Origin of the sequence: Streptomyces sp. NPDC059828, assembly GCF_042731955.1 — a bacterium.
Taxonomy (GTDB): Bacteria; Actinomycetota; Actinomycetes; order Streptomycetales; family Streptomycetaceae; genus Streptomyces.
This window is the reverse complement of the sequence record NZ_JBHWIW010000049.1, coordinates 32112-52496: the sequence shown is the minus strand read 5'-3', so window position 1 is coordinate 52496 and position 20385 is coordinate 32112. Positions and strand designations below refer to the sequence as shown.

9 protein-coding genes are annotated in these 20385 nt (G+C 70.5%); all 9 read right to left on the bottom strand.

The genetic code is table 11. The features are described 5' to 3' along the window. Positions 1-5354 (bottom strand): amino acid adenylation domain-containing protein (locus ACFV6V_RS25465; RefSeq protein WP_385569161.1); only part of this gene is annotated, 5354 nt, incomplete at its 3' end. Between the two features lie 25 nt (positions 5355-5379). Further along, a complete protein-coding gene (locus tag ACFV6V_RS25460; protein WP_385569159.1) occupies positions 5380-7329 on the bottom strand; it encodes an ABC transporter ATP-binding protein/permease in 1950 nt (649 codons plus the stop codon). 31 nt (positions 7330-7360) lie between these two features. Next, complete coding sequence (locus ACFV6V_RS25455; RefSeq protein WP_385569156.1) at positions 7361-9754, bottom strand: M20/M25/M40 family metallo-hydrolase; 2394 nt, start codon at positions 9752-9754, stop codon at positions 7361-7363. A gap of 9 nt (positions 9755-9763) precedes the next feature. Next, positions 9764-11650: a hypothetical protein gene (locus ACFV6V_RS25450; RefSeq protein ID WP_385569154.1), complete on the bottom strand. Its 1887-nt coding sequence runs from the start codon at positions 11648-11650 to the stop codon at positions 9764-9766. Beyond that, positions 11647-16347, bottom strand: coding sequence for an amino acid adenylation domain-containing protein (locus ACFV6V_RS25445; RefSeq protein ID WP_385569151.1), 4701 nt, complete (start codon positions 16345-16347; stop codon positions 11647-11649). The genes ACFV6V_RS25450 and ACFV6V_RS25445 overlap by 4 nt, the downstream gene beginning before the upstream one ends. Then, the gene (locus tag ACFV6V_RS25440; protein ID WP_385569148.1) at positions 16344-16589 is read right to left on the bottom strand and encodes an MbtH family protein; all 246 of its coding nucleotides are present in this window, start codon (positions 16587-16589) and stop codon (positions 16344-16346) included. Before ACFV6V_RS25440 ends, ACFV6V_RS25445 begins: the two co-directional genes overlap by 4 nt. Further along, positions 16586-17629: a 2,3-diaminopropionate biosynthesis protein SbnB gene (gene sbnB / locus ACFV6V_RS25435; RefSeq protein ID WP_385569146.1), complete on the bottom strand. Its 1044-nt coding sequence runs from the start codon at positions 17627-17629 to the stop codon at positions 16586-16588. Before sbnB ends, ACFV6V_RS25440 begins: the two co-directional genes overlap by 4 nt. Then, positions 17610-18662 (bottom strand): 2,3-diaminopropionate biosynthesis protein SbnA, encoded by a 1053-nt coding sequence (gene sbnA / locus ACFV6V_RS25430; RefSeq protein WP_385569144.1) that lies wholly within the window; start codon positions 18660-18662, stop codon positions 17610-17612. Before sbnA ends, sbnB begins: the two co-directional genes overlap by 20 nt. Then, positions 18659-20059: a serine hydroxymethyltransferase gene (gene glyA / locus ACFV6V_RS25425; RefSeq protein WP_385569141.1), complete on the bottom strand. Its 1401-nt coding sequence runs from the start codon at positions 20057-20059 to the stop codon at positions 18659-18661. Before glyA ends, sbnA begins: the two co-directional genes overlap by 4 nt. Between the last annotated feature and the right edge of the window lie 326 nt (positions 20060-20385).

Genomic DNA, 20385 nt, shown 5'->3' with positions numbered 1-20385 from the left:
ACGACTTCGTAGCGCTGTTTGATCTGTGCGAGGAGGCGGATGGCGAGGAGTGAGTGGCCGCCGATTTCGAAGAAGTTGTCGTCGGGGTCGACTTCGGTCCGGCTGAGGACTTCGGCGAGCATCGCCACGATCTCCGCCTGCAGCCCCGCCGCCGGGTCCGGGACCGCAGTGGTGGCTTCGGTGCCCCTGCGTTCGGCGATCTGCTCGGCCACGGCGCGTGCGGTGGGGTCGTTGAACAGTTCGTTGAGTGCGAGGTCGACTTCGTAGCGCTGTTTGATCTGTGCGAGGAGGCGGATGGCGAGGAGTGAGTGGCCGCCGATTTCGAAGAAGTTGTCGTCGGGGTCGACTTCGGATCGGCTGAGGACTTCGGCGAGCATCGCCACGATCTCCGCCTGCAGCCCCGCCGCCCCGTCCGCCGCCGCCCCGCTCCTCGCACCGTCGTCCTCCGGCAGCCGCAGCGCCGCCCGGTCGACCTTGCGGTTGGGGTTCTTGGGCAGCTCGTCCAGCCGGACGATGCGGGCGGGCACCATGTACTCGGGCAGACGGTCGGCGAGGTGCCCCGCCAGTTCATCCGCCGTCGGAGTACCGGCGTAGTACGCCACCAGTCGCTTCTCCCCGGTGGACTCGTCGACCACGGTGACCGCCTCCAGCACACCCGGGTGCGCGGTGAACGCGGCGTCGATGTCTCCGAGTTCGATACGGAATCCGCGTACCTTCACCTGGAAGTCGACCCGGCCCAGGAAGTCGATGGTGCCGTCCGGCAGCCAGCGGGCCAGGTCACCCGAGGCGTACATACGCGTCCCGGGCACCTCGCTGAACGGGTCGGGCAGGAACTTCTCCGCCGTCAGCCCGGGGTTGTTCAGATAGCCGCGGCCGAGCCCGTCCCCGCCGATGTACAGCTGCCCCGGCACGCCGATCGGCACCGGATTCAGCCGCTCGTCGAGCACGTACACCTGGGTGTTGGCGATCGGGCCGCCGATCGGCAGTCGCCAGACGTCGTCCGGCACACGGGCCAGGGGCTGCGTCGTGGCGAAGGTGGTCGACTCGGTGGGGCCGTAGCCGTTCGTCAGCAGCGGGCCGCCGAGCGCGGCGATCTCACGGGCGCGCTTGGGGTCCATCGAGTCGCCGCCCACCAGCAGCTGGCGGGTGGAGGCGAAGGTGGCCGGGTCATAGCCGACGACCTGGGTGAACAGCGGTGTCGCCATGACGACGGTGTGGATGTCGTTGTCGCGCAGGGCCGCGGCCAGCTGCGGCGGTGACAGCACGGTGTCCTTGCCGAAGCCGACGAGCTGACCGCCGCTCAGCAGCGCGCCCCAGATCTCCAGGGTGGCGGCGTCGAAGGCGGTGTTGGACAGCTGGGCGACGCGATCGCCGGGCTCCAGCGTCAGGTAGTTGGTGTCGCGCACCAGCCGGACCACATTGCGGTGGGTGATGCAGATGCCCTTCGGCGCACCTGAGGAACCCGACGTGTACATCACGTACAGCAGCCCGTCAGGACCCGAGCCGGTCGCCACCGGGCCGTCGTGCGCCGCGTCACCGGCGGTCCCGGGATTCATGAAGTCGCGGGGTACCAGCCGCGGCAGCTCCGTGTCGATCCCGGCGAGCGTGTCGTCGCCGCCCGGGACGAGCAGCACGGCCGGCCGCGACTCGTCCAGGATGCGCCGCAGCCGCTGCGGCGGGTGGGCCGGATCCAGCGGTACGTACGCGCCGCCCGCCTTGGCGACCGCGAGCATGGCCACGACCACCGCCGCGTCGCGGTCCACGTGCAGGCCGACCGGTGTCTCCGCGTCCACGCCGAGTTCGCGCAGACGCCGGGCCAGGGCGCCCGAGACCCGGTCCAGCTCCCGGTAGGTGTAGGTCAGTTCGCCATAGGTGAGGGCGGGCGCGTCGGGCTGCCGGGCGACCTGCTCGGCGAAGAGCTCCGGGACGGTCCGGGTGCGCGGGTAGTCGGTCGCGGTGGAGTTCCACTTGGCGATCTGGCGCAGCTCCTGCGCACCGGCGGACGGGATCGCGGCGAGCGGTGCGTCCGGGGTCTCGGCAAGGCGCGCGGCCAGGTCGGCGAAGCCGGCCCCCAGGCGTTCGACGGTCTCGCGGTCGAAGAGATCGGTGGAGAAGTTGATTCCGGCTTCGAGGTGGTCACCGACCTCGGTGACCACCATCGTCAGGTCGATCTGGGCGGTGCGCCGGACCAGGTCGAGGGACTGGCCCTCCAGGTCGCCGATCCGCACACGGGTGCCGGGTCGGCCGAAGTTGAGCGCCGCCAGGTCCTCCCCGCCGGCCAGGTGCGACTTGGTCAGGCTGAACATCACCTGGTAGCCGGGCGGACGGGAGGCCTCCCTGGCCAGGCCGAGCCGCTCGACGAGCACGGGGAAGGGCAGGTCCTGGTGGCGCATGGCCCCGGCGACCGTCTGCCGGGTGTCGCGGAGCTGGTCGGTGAAGCTGCGTGCCCCGTCCATACGGGAGCGGATCAGCACCGGGTTGACGAAGTAGCCCACCACACGGTGCAGGTCGGCGTCGGTGCGGCCGGAGGCGGGCACACCGATGAGGAAGTCGTCCTCGCGCGTGTAGCGGTGGACCAGCGTCTGGAAGACCGTCAGCAGCGTCACGAACAGCGTGGTGCCCTCGGCGGTGGCGCGTCGGCGCAGCGCTGCCGTGGTGGCCGCGTCGAGCTCCAGGGTGACCGAGTCTCCGGCGTAGGTCTGGACCGCGGGGCGCGGACGGTCGGTGGGCAGTTCCAGGACGGGATTGCAGCCCTCGAGCTCACGGCTCCAGTACTCCCACAGCCGCTGTCCCCGCGGTGTGTCCAGCATCGCCTGCTGCTGATGGGCCAGATCGGCGTAGCGCGCCGCCGGGGGCGCGGGCAGCGTCGTGTCACGGCCGGTCCGCAACGCGTACAGCCGTCCCAGCTCGTCGGTGAGGACCGCCAGCGACCACATGTCGACGGCGATGTGGTGCACGACGAGCGACAGCACGTCGCCGCCGGGCCTGCGCAGCAGCACGACCTGGAGGACCCGGCCCCGCGTCAGGTCCAGCCGCTCGCCGGCGATCTCGCGCCGCAGCCGCCGCTCCAGTTCGCCGTCGTCGAGGTGTGCGGCGTCCTCGACGCTGAACGCCACCTGCTGGTCCTCGAGGACCTCCTGGTACGACTCGCCGTCGTCCGCCCAGTGCAGTGCGGTGCGCAGCGCGGGATGCCGGTCGACCAGCTCCTGGAAGGCCTCGCGCAGCGCGTCGGCGTCCACGTCGTGCAGGAACCGCAGCGCGGCGTAGATGTGCTGGACCGCGGTGTCCGGGTGCTGGCGCTCCAGGATCCACAGCGCCCGCTGGTTGATGGCCAGGGGAGTGCGCCCGCCGGGGACGGGCTCCGGGACCGGGGCGGGAGCCTCGGCCGGGGCGTCGATCACCAGGTCGTTGACGCTCGCACCCGCCAGCAGGGCCTCCAGCGACACCTCCAGGCCGGTGGCGTCCTCGACGGCCGCCTTCAGCTCGATCGCGGCGAGCGAGTCCAGACCCTGGGCGGCCAGTGGCAGGGCGGGGTCCACGGTGGTGCGCAGCCTGCTGCTCGCCAGGGCCAGCACGGTCTCGCGGGCGGTCTCCTGCCACAGGTGCTCGGGCAGTGTGGCGAGATCGGCGGCACGTCCCGCGTCCCAGCGGTGCACGACCTTCAGTGAACCGCCGACGAGCATGGCACGGGTCTGGGAGCGCTGGATCTTGCCGCTGGTGGTGCGGGGGATGTGGCCCGGGCGCACGAAGACGATCGTGCCGGGCGTCACGCCGTGCTCCCGGGCGAGCCCGGACCGGACCAGGGTGGTGACCTCGGAGATCTCCTCGGTGCGGTGGGCGGTCGCCGTCTCCAGGACCAGGCAGACCTCCTCACTGCCGTCGGTGTCCAGCGAGAAGGCGGCTGCGCCGCGGCGCAGGGAGGCGTGCGCGTCGAGGGCCGCCTGCTCCAGGTCCTGCGGATAGTGGTTGCGGCCGCGTACGACGATCAGGTCCTTGCTGCGTCCGGTGACGAAGAGCTGGCCGTCGTGGAGGAATCCGAGGTCCCCCGTGCGCAGATGGGTGCGGTCGCTGCCCGGGTGGGTTGCGCCGAAGGTGGCGTGCTCCGTGTCGTCGCGCCCCCAGTAGCCGGCGGCGACGTTGTCGCCGGAGGCCCGGATCTCGCCGACGGTGCCCGGCGGGCAGGCCTCCCCGGTCTCGGGATCGACGACGGTCACGTCCAGGTCCACGGCGATCGGGCCGCAGCCGACGACCGGTAGGCCCTGGTCGTCCGGGACCGCCCGGCGCCCGGGGGCGAGCGAGTCCGTGTCGAAGGTGTGGGCGACCGGAGCCCCGCCGACCCTGCGACCGGAGACCATCAGTGTGGCCTCGGCCAGCCCGTAGCAGGGGAAGAAGGAACCTGCGTCGAAACCGTGGGGTGCCATGCGGCGGGCGAACCGCTCCAGGGTCCTGGCGCGGACCGGTTCGGCGCCGTTGAAGGCGACGTTCCAGTGCGACAGGTCGAGCCCGGCGAGGTCCTCCTCCTGAATGCGGTCGACGCACAGGTCGTACGCGAAGTTCGGTCCCCCGCTGATCCGGGCGCCGCGCTCGGATATCAGCTGAAGCCAGCGCAGCGGACGGGTGATGAAGGAGACCGGCGAGAACAGCGTGGCGGTGGCCCCGGCGAAGACCGGCTGAAGGATGCCGCCGATGAGGCCCATGTCGTGGTACGGAGGCAGCCAGCTGACCACGGGGGTGCCGGGGGTGGTGCCGAACCGCTCCTGGATCTGACGGGAGTTGACCACGAGGTTCCGGTGGGTGACCACGACACCCCGCGGGGTGGCCGTGGAACCGGAGGTGTACTGGAGGAACGCGACCGTGTCACCGTCGATGGACGGCCGGCGCCAGTCGCCGGGCGCGGGCAGGTCGCCGTCCACGGCGATGAGCGGCAGGCCGGGGATGCCGGCCGCCTCCACCAGCTCGGCCGGGTCGGCCGCCACGCTGCCGGGCACGAGTGCGGCGGCCGGGGCGGAGTCGGCGAGGACGGCGCGGTGCCGGGCCGAGTAACTTCCCTTGCTCGGCGGGTAGAGCGGCACGGCGATGGCACCGGCGTAGAGGCAGCCGAGGAAGGACGCCACATAGTCCAGGCCCGGCGGCAGCAGCACCAGGACCCGGTCGCCCGGAGCCACGCGTGCGGCCAGCAGGGCGCCGATGGCCCGTGCCCGGTCGTGCAGTTCGGCAAAGGTCAGGGTGGTGGGCCCGGTGCCGACCACGGCGCTGTCCGGGGTGATGAACTCGAACGCCGTGCCCGTGGACAGGGCTGCGCGCTCGGTGACCACGTCGACGAAGGTCGGGGCGTGGAGGATGGACTGCTCCATCGCGGAACTCCTTGCTATTCCAGGCTCAGGCAAGACGCCAACGAATCCAGCGGGCGGCTCCGGCCAGCCCGAACACGGTCATCGCGGCGAGCACCGCGATGTCCAGGGTGAATGCGGCGCCCAGGTCGCCGCTGAGGGTGTGCCGCAGCGCGTCGGCCGCGTAGGTCGGTGGCAGCAGATAGCCGAGGACCCGCAGGGGCAGTGGCAGTGAGTCCGGCGGGATGAGCACCGGAGCCGCCAGCAGCAGTACGAAGATGAGCAGATTGGTGATGACCACGATCAGCTCCATGCTGTCGATCAGCGTGCCGATGGCCAGGCCGATCGCCGACAGCGCGAGGCAGGACAGCGGCAGCACCAGCACCAGGGCGGGCGAGATCGTGAAGTCGACGTCGTACATCAGGCCGGCCGCGATCATCGGGGTGATCAGACCGGGCATGATCAGCAGCAGCCGGGACAGCACCATGGCGGCGACGAACGATGCTTTGCTGATAGGCAGTGAGGCGTAGTACACCATCATGCCGTCGTTCTTGATCACACCGATCCGCTGGGCGAGGGTCGCGATGCCCTCGGTGGCCACGGAGAAGATGGCGGCCCCGCTGACGATGTACAGCAGACTGCTGGCGTCGTTCAGCCCGCCGCCGATGCGGGACAGACCGAAGACCATCGCCACGGGCATCAGCAGCCCGAACAGCAGGCTCCAGGTCCAGGTGGTGCGGACCTCCAGCATCTGTTCCAGCCACAGGTACTTGAACCCCACGAGCAGGGTCCGCGCGCGCTCCTTGGGGCGGGCTCGTGCGGGGGCGACGGCCTGGGCCTGCTCCTTTGCGGCGGCGGACGCGGTGGCGCCGGACCCCGCCGCCGTGCCGACGGGTGCCGCGGCGTCAAGTGGCGTGCCGGCGAGCTGCGGTGCGGCGGGTGTCCCCTCCGACTCCGGCGTCCCGTCCGTCTCCGGTGCCCCGCCGGGCGCCGGCGCGGTGCCCTCCGGTGCGGACCGATCGTCGAGCTGCTCCTTGCCGTCCAGGCTCAGATAGACGTCCTCCAGCGTGGGACGGGTGAGCCGGAAGTCGTCCACCCGGCCCATGCCCAGGTCGCCCGTCACGACCTTGACCAGATCGGGCGTGGCCTCCGGGTCCGAGTGGATGAGGTACGTGCCCTCCCGGCTGCCCGGTACGACCGAACCGACCATCTCGAGCCGGTCCAGCTCATGGGGCCGCAGCGAATCGCCGTCCTTGACGAACAGCTCCATGCGGACCTTGTCGCCCATCCGCTCCTTGAGCTCGCCGGGGGTGCCGAGCGCCGTGATCCGCCCGCCGTGCATCACGGCCACCCGGTGGACGGCCTTCTCGGCCTCCAGCACGTTGTGGGTGACGAGCACCACGGTGGTGCCGTCGGAGGCGCTGCGTCTGGCGACCATGTCCCAGATCAGCCGGCGGTTGTGCGGATCGAGCTCGTTGGTCGGCTCGTCCAGGATGAGCAGCTTGGTCCGGCCCATCAGCGCCATACCGAAGTTGACCAGCCGCATCATCCCGCCGCTGAGCTGGTTGACGTAGCGGTCGGCGACGCCGCCGAGGCCCAGTTCCTCGATCAGTTCCGCGGTCTGGCGGCGGGCCTCCGGCTCCGACTGGCCGCGCAGCCGCCCCGTGTAGTGCAGCGCCCGGCGCACCTCGACCAGGCGCATGGACAAGCCGGTCTGCGGCAGGAAGCCGGTCATGGCCTTCACCGACTCCGGGTCGGCCACCACGTCGACGCCCTCGACCCGGATGGAGCCGGATGTGGGCCGGACCAGACCCAGCATCTGGGAGACGAGCGTCGTCTTGCCCGCGCCGTTGGCGCCGAGCAGTCCGAAGACCTCGCCGCGGGCGATGGAGAAGGTGACGTCGTCGTTGGCACGTACCAGGTCGCCGTTCTTCCCGGACTGGTACGTGCGCGTCAGGTTGCGGACCTCGATCGCGGTGGCCCCGTCGTTGCGTGGCATGTCCCCTCGATGGCTGTGGCTGTTGTTCCGGTCAGAGCGTGGTGATGGTGCGTACGACCGCGGAATCGTCCGGCGCGAAGCCGAAGGACACCGGTACGGTCCCTGCCGGGCGTGGTCCCACCAGTGCGGACACCTCGGCCGGCAGCCCGATGGTGTAGTCGGCCGCGTCGACCGGCAGCTTGCTGCCGGCCCTGGTCTCGCAGTCGAACCCGACGCCGGAGGCGTCGCTGCCGGTGAAGTGGAAGACCACGCCCTCGGCGCCTTCCCCCTGCTTGTCGAGCGCGGTGCCGTCCATGCGCACGCCGGCGACGGTGCAGGCCTTCAGTGGTTCACGCGGCAGCCGGATCTGGAGTCGCCACGCCTGCCGCTGCGAGGCCACCGTGAACCGCACCCGCCGTGTGTCACCGGTGGTGGTGTCGCTCACCGCCGTCACCCGTGGTGCCGGCAGGTCCAGCTCCCGGGCCTTGGCGCGCAGCACCGGCTCGTCGCCGCGCTGCGGGTAGTAGTCGGCTGCCGAACCGCTGCCGGGGTTCTCCCCGAGCACCTTGCGGGTCCAGGCATCCGGCTCGGGGTCGCCGCTGATCCATGTCGTCGTGCCGTCCGACAGGTCCCGTACGTACACCAGGGCGTCGGGACGCGGGTGTTCGGCGTCGAAACCGGAGCGCAGCAGCCCGGTCCCGACCAGCATCAGGGCCAGGACGGCCGCCACCGCGGCGACCGGCCCGGGCCGTGCGATCCGCGACAGCAGCGGCAGCAGCAGCACCCCGCCGATCGTGGCCACTGCCATGGCCACGGCGGCGAGCGGGATGCCCAGGGCGATCAGCAGGCTGTCCACCAGCGGGGCGAACAGCACGGCGGCCACGGACGGCGCCGCCGCCGCCATGAGCGCGCCCGCCCACACCGGCCGTTGCGCCTTCTCGTCCCGGCAGGCCCACCACAGGGCGGGCAGTCCCGCGAGTAACGGCCACTGGAAGAGGTAGCTCACACCCGGCAGCGTCAGTACCGAGACCAGCAGCAGCACCGCCCCGATGAGCAGCGCCCCGCACACCCGCTCCGCCGGCCGCCGGCCGCGCGTCAGACGCGCGGCCAGCAGCAGCATCGCGGCGGCCAGCAGCAGGAACCCGGCCGAGAACAGACCACGCTCGTACGGCTCCGACAGCGGCAGCGCCGCCAGTTCGGGTCGTAGCGCGGCGGCGGAGAGCCACAGCCCCAGCGTGGCCAGCGCCGCCGCGACCACGGCGGCGAAGCCGGTCCCGGCCGAGGCCAGCACCCCGGCGATCCGCAGTGCCGAGCGGCGCACACCCCACCAGGCCAGGGCCACCAGACCGAGCACCGTGCAGGCGGCGAGAGGCAGCGCCCAGCCGGACGGGTAACGCACCAGCACCCGGGCGAACAGATCGAAGTACACGGCGTCCTCGTCGCTGCGCAGCGCGCGCAGGTCCCCGTCCCCGAGGCCCTTGACGAGCCCGAGCATGGACTCGCCGTGGTGCTGGACGCTGTCGTCGCTGAGCCGCTCCAGGTCGTCCTTGGGGGAGTGGTAGTCGTGGAAGCCGTGCAGGAAGGCGGCGTTGAGGCCGACGGCTCCCGCGTCCCGGAAGACGGTGAAGTCGCTGCCGTTCGGCATCCGCTTGTAGACCTCGTACGCCAGCGAGTTGGCCACCGGACGGCTGCTGCCACCGGCGAACGCGTCGACGAGCGGTGTGTTCCCGGTGTTGGTCTCGAACATCATCACCGGGCCGCTGCTGCCGCGCGCCTCCCAGTTGAGCACCGCCCCATAGCCGTCGACGCCGTACTCCTGGACGAACTTCTCCGCGCCCAACGCGCCGAGCTCCTCACCGTCGGTGAAGAGGAACACCACGTCGTTGCGGACGCCGCCCGACTCCCTCAGGGCCCGCATCGTCTCCAGCATCGCCGCCACCGCGGCACCGTCGTCGGCTGCCCCGGGCCCTGTGGGGACCGAGTCGTAGTGGGCGACCAGCAGCAGCGCCTTCCCGCCACTGGTGCCCGGCTCGCTGCCGGGCACCCGGGCGATGACGTTGTGCACCTTGGCCGCGGGGAACGGATTGCCCCAGTCGGGCCGTACGACATCGCCCGACTGCACGGTCACCGTGGCCCCCAGGGACCGGGCCGTCCTGACCAGGTACTCGCGCACGCGGGCGTTGTCCGGCGTGCCCGTCGGGTGCGGGCGCTGGGCGATCTGCTCCAGGTGTGCGGTCGCCCGGGCGGCGGAGAACTCCACCGCCGGAGCGTCGGTGCCCCGCGCCGGCGGTGGAGCGAACGCGAGCACGGCCAGCACACCGAGCAGCGCCGGAACCGCCAGGGCGATCACGGTCACCACCCCGCGTGCGGCCCGGCGCGGCGCGGTGGACCCGGCCTCGCCCCCGGCACGGAGCTCTGCCGCCTCGTCCGTGGTGCTCACCGACATCACCGCGCCCTAGGCCGTCCGCCAGAACGGCACGATGTTCTCGATCTTCTCGATCATGCCGTGGCAGTAGTTCGCGTTGTGGTCGAGGGTCTGGGCCGCCATGTACGGGTACTGGAGCCGCTTGTGGTCGACGGTGAACACGGCACCGCCGGGCGGCGCCGGGTCCAGGCGCGTGGCCGTGGCCAGCGCCTCGTGCCAGGCCGCCTCCAGTTCGACGGTGTACGTACGGCCTGCGCGAGCGACGACCTTGAGGGTCTCGAAGGGGTAGTCGTGCTCCTCCAGGGGCGTGGTGCTGTAGACATACGGCCGGTTGACGAGGTCGATCTCGAACAGTCCACGCGCGGTCTCGTCCGACCACCACGGCTGCGCACGCGCGAACTCCCGCAGATGCCGGGTGAACAGCACGCGATGCTCATGGAGCACGGTGTGGATGAACAGCCCGTAGTTGCCGACGTCGTAGTAGAGCGCGTCGCGGATGGACCGCTCGACGTACTCGACGATCGGGTCGTCCTCGGACAGCGAGCGCCAGTAGTCGACGAAGGCGGAGAACAGCTCGGGGTAGGTCAGAATGCCCTTGCCCGTCAGGTACTTGCTGGTGGCGCGCAGACTGCGGGTGTTGTGCACGGCGTGGACCGCGTAGAAGTACCGCATGCCCTCGACGAACTCGTCGCCGTTCACCTGCTCGGTGGCCACCACGATCTGGGCCTCGGCGACGCCGCCGCCGGCCGGCCTGGTGACCAGGCCGAGCTTCTCGCGGTTGTGGTAGATCGGCGTGTTGTTCAGCAGCAGGTGCGAGTACGAGATGATCGTGTGCGCGTCCTTCTCGCAGAGTGTGCCGATGCCCGCCTTGAAGGTCTCCAGCGTCTCCCCGGGCAGCGGCCAGATCAGCTCGATGAACGAGCTCAGTCCCCGGTCGCGCAGATCGTCCTGGACCGAACCGAAGGCGTCCAGCTTGATGTTGTCCCGCCGGATGATCTTTAGGCTCTCCGGTTCCAGCGTCTGCATCGACACCGGCTGCGAGGTGACGAGTCCGGCCTCCTGGAAGATGCCGGTGATCTTGGTGACGGCGTGCGGCTTGTTCTTCGCCGAGGAGAAGTACACGACGTTGGGAAGGTGGTTCTGCCGCGCCAGCCCCGCGATGTGCTCCGAGAACTCGACGTCGCGGGCGAGCATGCCCCAGTTGGCGTCGGCGATGTACAGGAACAGCGTGCCGTTGCGCGACATCCAGGTCAGTTCGTCACGCACCCGCTCCTCGTCGAAGCGGTACACGCGGTCGTTGGTCGCCGCGCCCCAGAAGCAGAATCCGCAGTGGTAGGGGCAGCCGCGATTGGTCTCGATGATGCTGATGCTGTACTCGGGCGCGATCATCCCGGACAGGAAGGGCGAGGGAATGGTGTCCAGGTCCTTGATCCGGGCCCGGTCACCGGTGTTGATCAGCTCGCTGTCCCGGTAGACGCTCAGCCCCTCGACCTTGGTGAGGTCCGGGTGGGGCTCGGTGAGTTCGCGCAGGTACTCGGTGAAGGAGGCCTCGCCCTCGCCGTTGCACAGCGACAGCTTCTCGTCATGCGGGTCGAGGTACCTCAGACCGTGATGCATCACCTGTGGCCCGCCCAGCATGATGTCGGCCTGCGGCTTCGCCTCCCGCAGCAACTTCACCAGCGGACGCACCAGCCCGATGTTCCACACGTACGTGGAGAACGCGAAGACGTCGGAGTCCTTGGCGAGCAGGTCCCGGGCGATGGAGTCGAGCGGTGTCTTGATGCTCGTCGTGTACTTGTCGAACCGGTACTCCTTGGAGACCACCGGGTCCGTCGACGCGTACGCCTCCAGGTAGCCGGAGACCAGCGGGGTGATCCTCTCGAACACCGAGAGCTCCACCGTGGTCACTGTCTTCATGAGTCTCCCCTGTACTCGGTCGTGCTGCTGCTGGTCCCACCGTGGTGCTCGAGCCCCTCCAGGGGGCCGTCGGCACCGGACCGGACGGCCTCCAGCGCGGCTACGAGCCGCGGCCCCAGCTCCCGGGAGTCCCCCGGCACCGCCCGGTCGGCGGCGAAGGTCAGCGCCAGGGCGTTCTGAGCCCCGCGCAGGATGTCGACCCGGACCGGGAACTCGGTCTGGGCCAGGCCGAGATCTCCCGCGATCAGCGGGTGCTCGACCGTGTCCGGCAACGTGGCCGCTCTCAGCGATTCGTCGACCGGGTAGTTGTCGAATACCAGGACGGTCGCGAGGTCGCGGCCCCCTGTCATCTCCCCCAGCTCCAGCACACCGTGCTCCTCGGCCGCCGCCCGCTCCAGCTGGAGCCGCAGCGCCGCGGCCACAACCGTTTCGCCGGACCTGGGCGCGAACCGCACCGGCATGGTGCTGATGAAGGGTCCGACAGCCGACTCGGCACCCGGCAGCGCGGGCCGACCCGAGGCGGTGATGCCGAACACCACGTCCTCGTGATTGGTGCGCTCGGCCAGGACCACCGCCCAGGCGAGTTGCACCAGTGTCGCGAACGTGACGCCGTGCTCCCGGCCCAGGGCGTCGAGCCCGTCCAGCAGGGCCGCCGGCAGCTCCGTCAGCAGCCTTAGCGGCCGCGTGGTCGCGCCCCCGGCCCGCCCGGCCGGTTCGGTGCCCGTGTCGGCCGGTCCGATGCCCGCACCGGCCTCCGGCACGACGTCCTGCGCCCAGGGACCGGGGCAGTCGCGCAGATAGCCGGCCCAGAAGTCGGCAGCGGCGTCCCGGTCCTGTCCGTCGAGCCACTCCACGTGCCGCTCGAACGGCATCGGCGCGGGCAGTTCGGGCCGCTCGCCGGTGGCGAACGCCAAGTAGGCGGCGAGCAGGTCCCTACGCAGCTGCATGCAGGACCAGCCGTCCAGCAGGCTGTAGTGGTGCAGTTGCGCCACGAGCTGCACCTCGTCGCTCAGCAGGTAGCGCTGAAGCCGCACCAGCGGCGCCTTGGCGAGGTCGAAGCCGGCTGCCCGCAGCTCCTCGAGCTCGGCGATGACCACCCGCTGCTGCTCCCCGGGGTCCATGCCCCGCAGGTCGCGCGTGTGCAGCGGCAGATCCACCCGGTCGGTGACGACCGGACGGGGCCTGCCCGACGCCGTGAACTCGTAGCAGGTGCGCAGGACGGCGTGACGGTCGAACAGCCACTCCCAGGCGTCGTGGAACGCCTGCTCGTCGAGGTCGCCGGGCAGCGGGAACGCCGACTGGATCACATACAGGCCCGGCCGCGGGCGCCGGCCAGCGACGGACAGCATGTGCCGCTGGATCGGCGCGAGGCCGTCCCCCTCAGCGGAGAAGGTGCCGGCGCCCCGGGGCCCCTCGGCCGCGGCACGGTCGACCGCCTCCGCCAGTTCGCCGACGGTCTGGTGCTCGAAGACCATGCGGGGCGTGAGCTCAAGACCCGCGGCCCGAGCCCGGGTCACCATGCGGATGCAGGCCACCGAGTCGCCGCCCAGCGCGAAGAAGCCGTCGTCGGCCGTGACGGTCTCCCGTCCCAGCAGTTCGCGCCACACACCGGCGAGGGTCACCTCGGTCGGTGTCGACGGGGCCCGGCCGGGTCCGGCCGCCTCTGCCGCACCGGCGTCGGCGCCCGGCAGCGGGAGCCTGCCCCGGTCGACCTTGCCGTTCGGCGTGAGCGGGATCCGCTCCAGGACGACGAGCGCCGCGGGCACCATGTACGCCGGGAGGGCGGCCCGCAGCCGCTCGCGCAGCGCGGCGGTGTCCGGCTCCTGCGGATCCTCACCGGCCACCACATAGCCCACGAGGGTGCGCCGCCCGTCGATCTCGGGGGCCGCGACCACGGCCTGCGCGATCTCGGGCTGGGCCCGCAGCGCCGCCTCAACCTCGCCCAGCTCGATACGGTTGCCGGCGATCTTGACCTGGAAGTCGATACGGCCCAGCAGCTCCAGCACACCGTCCTGCCGGTACCGGGCCAGATCGCCCGTGCGGTACATCCGGTCGCCCGGCACCCCGCTGAAGGGATTGGGACGGAAGCGGTCCGCCGTCTGGGCCCCGGCGTCCAGGTAGCCCCAGGCCAGTCCCGCGCCGCCGAGATACAGCTCACCGGCCACGCCCGGCGGCACGAGATGGCCCTCCGGGTCCACGACATAGGCGAGCTGATTGGCCATCGGCCGGCCGTAGGGGATGCTGCGCCAGGCCGGGTCCACCTCGTCGACCTCGTAGATCGTGGAGTCCATGGACACCTCGGTGGCCCCGCCCAGGCTGATCACCCGGGCCTCGGGCGCCAGAGCCCGCAGGCCGTCCGGCATGGTCACCGGGATCCAGTCGCCGCCGAGGAGCACCACGCGCAGCGCGGGGAGTTCGGCGATACCGAGGTCGTCGGCCGCGTCCATGAGCAGGCCCAGCAGGGCGGGCACCGAATGCCAGACGGTGACTCCGTGGGCGCGCATCAGGTCCAGCCAGTGACCGGGATCGCGCTCACGCACCGGATCGGGCAGCACCATGGTGCCCCCGGCCAGCAGGGTGCCGATCACGTCGTAGGCCGTCATGTCGAAGCCCAGCGAGGACACCGACAGCACGGCGTCGCCGGGGCCGACCGAGAAGCGGCGGTTGAAATCGGTGAAGTTGTTGACCCGGCCGCGCTGGTCGAGCACCACGGCCTTGGGGCGGCCGGTGGAGCCCGAGGTGAAGATGACGTAGCACAGGTCGTCGGGCGCGGCCGTGACCGCCGGCGGCTCCTCGGACAGTGCCTCCAGCCGTTCCGCCAGGTCCTCGAGCACGAGCACCGGCGCGTCGGTGGCCGGCACCCGGCCGGCCACCGAGCGGCTGGTGATCACCGCGCGGGCACCCGAGTCGCCCAGCATCAGTGCGAGCCGCTCGGCCGGGTGCGAGGTGTCCAGCGGCAGGTAGGCGGCGCCGGACTTGAGCACCGCGAGCACGGACAGCGGCAGGTCGGCGGTGCGCTCGGCCGCGATGCCGATCACCGCTCCGGGGCCCGCGCCGTACTCCGTGAGCAGGCGTGCCAGCCGGTTGGAGCGCCGGTCCAGCTCGGCGTAGGTCAGGGTCGTCCCGGATCCCGTCCTTACGGCGCAGGCCTCGGGATGGGCGGCCACGCGCTCGGCGAACAGGTCGACGACGGTGCGGTCCGCCGGGTAGTCGGCGTGCGTGGCGTTCCACTCGTGGGCGGCGCGGTGCCGGGCGGCCTCGTCGAGGACGGGCAGCGCCGAGACGGCCGCCCCGGGGGCGTCGATCATCGCCCTGATGGTGTGTTCGAGCTGGCCGAGGAGTGCGTCGACGCGCTCCGGGGTGAAGATGTCGGCGTCGTACTCGCAGCTGACATCGATGCCGTCGGGACCGTCGAGGAGCGACAGGTCCAGGTCGAACTTGGCGGTGCCGTTGTGCAGGTCGAACCGCTCCACAGCCAGGCCGGGCAGACCGCCGTCGATGCCGGGGACCTGCTGGTGGACGAACATCACCTGGAAGAGCGGATTGCGGGCCAGGGTGCGCTCCGGCTGACGCAGCGCGACGACCTTCTCGAACGGCACGTCCTGGTGGTCGTACGAGGCCGCCACGTCATCGCGGACCTGGTGCAGGACTTCGCCGACCGTGGCCGACCCGGACGGACGGACCCGCAACACCAGGGTGTTGGCGAAGCAGCCGATGAGCCGCTCCGTGTGCGCGGTGGGCCGGTTCGAGGCGGGTGTGCCGATCAGGAAGTCCTGCTTGCCCGTCTGACGGCGCAGCACCAGGCCCAGTGCCGTCAGCGCGGTCATGAAGGGCGTGACACCGTGGTCGCCGGCGAAGGCGTGCATACGGGCCGCCAGCTCGCGCGGGATGTGCCGCCGCCGGCGACCGCCGCTGTGTGTGGGCCGGGCGGGACGCGGTCGGTCGGTGGGGAGATCCACATTGGTCTCCACCCCCTCCAGCCAGGTGTCCCAGAACTCCAGACCGCGCGCGAGGCGCCCGCCCTCGTCCGTGGAGCGCTGCCAGCCGGCGTAGTCGGCGTACTGGATGGGCGGCTCGGGAAGGGCGGTGCCGGGGTCGGCGTCGGCGCACAACGCCGTGTAGAGGGCGGAGAACTCGCCGAACAGCAGCTGCGTGGACGCCCCGTCCGTGGCGATGTGGTGGACGACGATGACCAGGACGTGGTCCTCGTCCGCCAGCCGGATCAGCTCGGCGCGCAGCGGGAGGCAGGCCGTCAGGTCGAAGGGCCGGGCCGACACTTCGGCAGCCAGCCGCCGCGCCGCGTCCTCGCGCTCCTCTTCGGGAAGCGCGGACAGGTCCGCCTGACCGAGGTTCAGCTCGCGGTGGTCGCCGAGCACCGTCGTCGGCTCGTCGTCCTCGATCGCGTACCGCGTGCGGAGGATCTCATGACGGCGTACCACCTCGCGCAGCGCGGCCTCGGCCCGGTCGGCCCGCAGAGCGCCGCGCAGACGCAGCGCCATGGGGACGTTGTACTGGCCGCTGTCCGGGTCCTGCTGCCACAGGAAGAGGAACTGCCACTGCGCGTACGAGAGCGGTCGGGGGCCCTCGCCCCGGGGGATCTCGGGGCGGGCTGCGGCCCGGCGTTCGGTGAGCAGCTTGGCCAGCAGGGCCTGCCGCTCGGGCGACAGACCGGCCAGCCTCTGGTCGAGAGAGGTCACGGGGCCCTTCCCTCGAGTCGTTCACGGACCGACTTGGGTGTCAGATCGGTCCACACTTCGCCGATGTGCTCCAGGCATGCCTCGCGCGTGCCGGTGAAGCCGGTTTCCGTCCAGCCCGCAGGCAGGGCGCGGTCGGCGAACCAGATGGAGTGCTGCTCCTCGTGGTTCACCACGACCTTGTAGCGGAGTGTTTCGTCGCTGGTGGAGCTGGTGGAGCTGGTGGAGCTGGTGGAGTTCGTCATGCCTGCCTCACTGCCTCGCCGAAGAAGTCGGGGATGTCATGGCCGTCGCCTCCGGCGGCCGCCCGGTCATGGACCCACTTGCCGACGGCCAGGTCCAGCACGCCGAGACCGAAGGGCGAGAAGATCACCGGCCGGTCACGGTCGACGGTCACATCGCCGTTAAGGACGCCGGCGATGGTGCCGTCGATGAAGTCGCGGTTGCCGGTTGCCTTCTCCGCCAGGTGCAGCGAGGTGTTCTCGCGTACGGCGTGGTCGACGTCGTCCGTGATGTTCTGCGCGGCCAGCACCATCTCGGGGGAGAGGTCCCGCAACGACAGATGGAGCACCACCGGCGCGTGGGCGAGCAGCCGGGGGTCGTGGATGTGCGGTTCGCCCGCCACGGTGGTCAGCACCACCACGTCGCAGTCGGTGAACGCGTCGCGCACATCGTCGGTGACCACGACGTCCTCGGCGCCCTGCTCCGTGAGCATCCGGCCGAACCGCTCGGCGTGCGTCCGGTCCCGGTCGAACAGCCGGAAGCCGCCGATCTTCCAGTCCAGGTCCCGAAGGAACTTCCAGACGTGCCCGGCGATCAGTCCGGTGCCGATCACTCCGACCCGCTGCGCGCTGCGGCCGCCGCTCAGCGCCTCCGCGCCGAGCACGGCGGATGCCGCCGTACGCGTCGCCGACACGATGGAGGACTCCATGCACACGAACGGGTAGCCCGTCTCGGTGTCGTTGAGCACCAGGGTGGCCGAGGCACGGGGAATGCCGCGTGTCGCGGGGTTCTCCGGGAAGCTGGCGATCCACTTGATGCCCGCGACCTCGAACTCGCCTCCCAGGTACGCCGGCAGCGAGATGATCCGGGACGTGGGGCGGTTCGGGAACCGCAGGAATGCGCTGTGGGGGTTGGAGCTGTCGCCGCTCTCGTGGGTCAGGTAGCCCCGGCGGACGACCTCCAGGCATGCGGGACGGTTGCCCTCGACGTGCTTGAGGACATCGGCACCGGTCAGGGTGCGCAGGGACGGCAGCGTCGGCAGGTCAGGGGACGAGCCCGTCATGACTTTCCTTTCGGCCCCCCTGGCGGTCGCGGTGCTCGGCCCGGTGCAGCACGACCGGCCGCGCTCCGACCGCCTCGTCGCCGAGTTGCTCCTTGACCCAGGTGGGGTTGTAGATCGTGTGGGCGTAGCTCGCGCCGCGGTCGGCGCACAGGAAGGTCACCGTCGGCCGTCTGCCGGCCGGGCGACTCGCGTCGAAGTAGCCGCGGATGGCGGCGTAGACACTGCCGGTCGAACCGCCCGCGTACAGGCCATGGCGCTGGAAGAGCTCGTGACAGCCCTCCACGGCCTGCCGCTCGGGCACGATGACAACGTCGTCGATCCGGGCACGACCGCATAGTTCGGGCACGATGCTGGAGCCGAGGCCGGGGATGCGGCGGGCGCTTGGCTCACGGCCGAAGATGGCCGACCCGGCCGCGTCGACGGCGACGACCGTGACCTTGGGGAAGTGCTCCTTGAGCCGTCGGGACACTCCCGCGATCGTGCCGCCGGTGCTCACGCCCACGAACACGTAGTCGATGGTCCGGAAGGCCGCGCACAGCTCCCCGCCGGTCATCCGGTAGTGGGCCTCCAGCGCATCGGCGTTGGAGTACTGGTCGGGCCAGTACGCCGGGGACAGCTCATCCACCAGCTCCCGTACCCGGGCCAACCGGGTACGGAGATAGCCTCCGGCCCCGTCCGGTTGCTCGACCTTCACCACCCGCTCGCAGATGGTGCGCAGATATGCCTCGGTCGGCGCGTTGCAGTTCGGGTCGATCACCGGCACGAACGGGATGCCCAGCATCTGGCAGAACGACGCCATGGAGATCGCGAAGTTCCCCGACGAGGACTCCACGACGGTGGTGCCCTCCGTGATGTCGCCGCGCTCGATGGCCCGCTTGAGGATCCAGTACGCGGACCGGTCCTTGGCGCTGCCGTTCGGGTTGGCGAATTCCAGCTTGGCGTACAGGTTCACCGTGTCGTCCGCGAGCGGGACGACCGGCGTCTGACCGAAGCTGGCGCTGAGCATGTCGAGTCTGGTGAGCAGGGAACTCACTCTTCGAACTCCCAGCGGTCGACAGGGATGTAGCGCGGGACGGGGAACTGCGTGGTCAGCTTGCGGACTTCGGTGCGCACCGACTGGCGTGTGAACTCCTCGAGTTCGTAGTCACGGTCGCCGAGCGGACGAACGGCACGCAGCACCGTGTCGATCAGCCGGGCACACTGCCGCATCTCGGTGGGTCCGAAGCCCCGTTGTGCGATGGAGTTGGTGCCGATCCGCACACCACTGGTCACGGCGGATGGGCGTGGATCACCGGGGATGTGGTTCTTGTTGACGACGATGCCGACGTCCTCGAGAGCACGCTCGACCACCAGCCCGCTCAGCGGTGTGCCGATGAAGTCGAGCAGGACGATGTGGTTGTCCGTGCCACCGGTGATGACCTTGTAGCCGAGCCCGGCCAGGGCGTCGGCGAGCAGTGCGGCGTTGTCGGCGATACGGCCGGCCGTCGCCCGGTACTCGTCGGTCTGCACCATGTCGAGCATGCGGGCTTTGGCGGCGATCGCGGGAAGGATCGGGGCGCCCTGGAAGTAGGGGAAGACGGCTCTGCGCAGCCGCTGGGCCAGCGACTGGCCGCTGTCGCCGATGCGGGTGTCGGCATCCCGCCCGGACATGATGAGCGCGCCGCGGGGGCCGCCGAGCTGCTTGTGGGTGCACGTCGTGGTGATGTGCGCGTGGTCGATCGGGCTGGGATGCAGCCCCGCGACGACAAGCCCGGCGATGTGCGAGATGTCGGCCAGCAGCAAGGCCCCCGCCTCGTCGGCTATCTCCCGGAAGCGGGCGAAGTCAATGGCCCTGGGATAAGCCGTGGCCCCGCAGATCATCAATTTCGGGCGGTGTTCCAGCGCCAGTTCACGTGCCTGCTCGTAGTCGATACGCCCTTGCGCGTCCACGCCGTAATTGACGGAGCGGAAGTAGCTACCGGAGTAGGCGACCGGATACCCGTGTGTGAGGTGTCCGCCCTGGTCGAGCTTCATTCCCAGAATGACATCGCCAGGGTCCAGCAGGGCGGAGAGAACCGCGTAGTTGGCGGTGGTGGCGGAATGCGCCTGGACGTTCACGTACTTCGCCCTGAACGCCGAAAGGGCACGGTCGATCGCTAATTGCTCGATGGGATCGATCTCGCGGCATCCCGCGTGGTACCGGGCGCCCGGATACCCTTCCGCCGTCACGTTCATCGCCACCGAAGCCATGCAGGCCAGGACCGACGGGTCGACCACGCTGGACGAGGCCACCATCATCAACGTGCCGTCCTGGCGCTGGTGTTCGGCGGTCAGTGCCCGGTGCAGCAGTGGATCGTCCTGAGCCAAGGCGTCCGCGCCACCACGCAGGAACGAGCCCAGGGGCGAACGCGCCCGGCCGGCCTGATCGGCACTGTCTAACTGGAATACCATGAAGTAGCAGCGCTCCCCTGTGCGACTACATTTCGAATTCCCGATTTGCGGGAGCACAGTGTGACGTTCCTCGTTACACGATTCAACGGATCGCAAAACATCAACGCATGGCGACCGGATCGCTCACTGAGTCCCCCGAAAAACTGCCCCGTGCCGCAGTCGACGCGTCCCCACACGCCGTAATCGGCAAGATTCCCTCGCGGGGTGGTCTGTCCACCCCCGCCACAAGTACAGTCCCACAGAAGAACCGGTCACGTCCAGAAGATCTTTGCCGGAACCTGAAAAAAGCTTGGCAAGCATGATGTGTACATGTCCCGGTAGGGGAA

Bases quoted from the DNA above. Each gene is read 5' to 3' on its own strand.
- ACFV6V_RS25450 (WP_385569154.1), bottom strand. From the start codon at position 11,650: ATGAAGACAGTGACCACGGTGGAGCTCTCGGTGTTCGAGAGGATCACC.
- sbnB (WP_385569146.1), bottom strand. From the start codon at position 17,629: ATGACGGGCTCGTCCCCTGACCTGCCGACGCTGCCGTCCCTGCGCACC.
- ACFV6V_RS25455 (WP_385569156.1), bottom strand. From the start codon at position 9,754: ATGTCGGTGAGCACCACGGACGAGGCGGCAGAGCTCCGTGCCGGGGGC.
- ACFV6V_RS25460 (WP_385569159.1), bottom strand. From the start codon at position 7,329: ATGCCACGCAACGACGGGGCCACCGCGATCGAGGTCCGCAACCTGACG.
- ACFV6V_RS25440 (WP_385569148.1), bottom strand. From the start codon at position 16,589: ATGACGAACTCCACCAGCTCCACCAGCTCCACCAGCTCCACCAGCGAC.
- glyA (WP_385569141.1), bottom strand. From the start codon at position 20,059: ATGGTATTCCAGTTAGACAGTGCCGATCAGGCCGGCCGGGCGCGTTCG.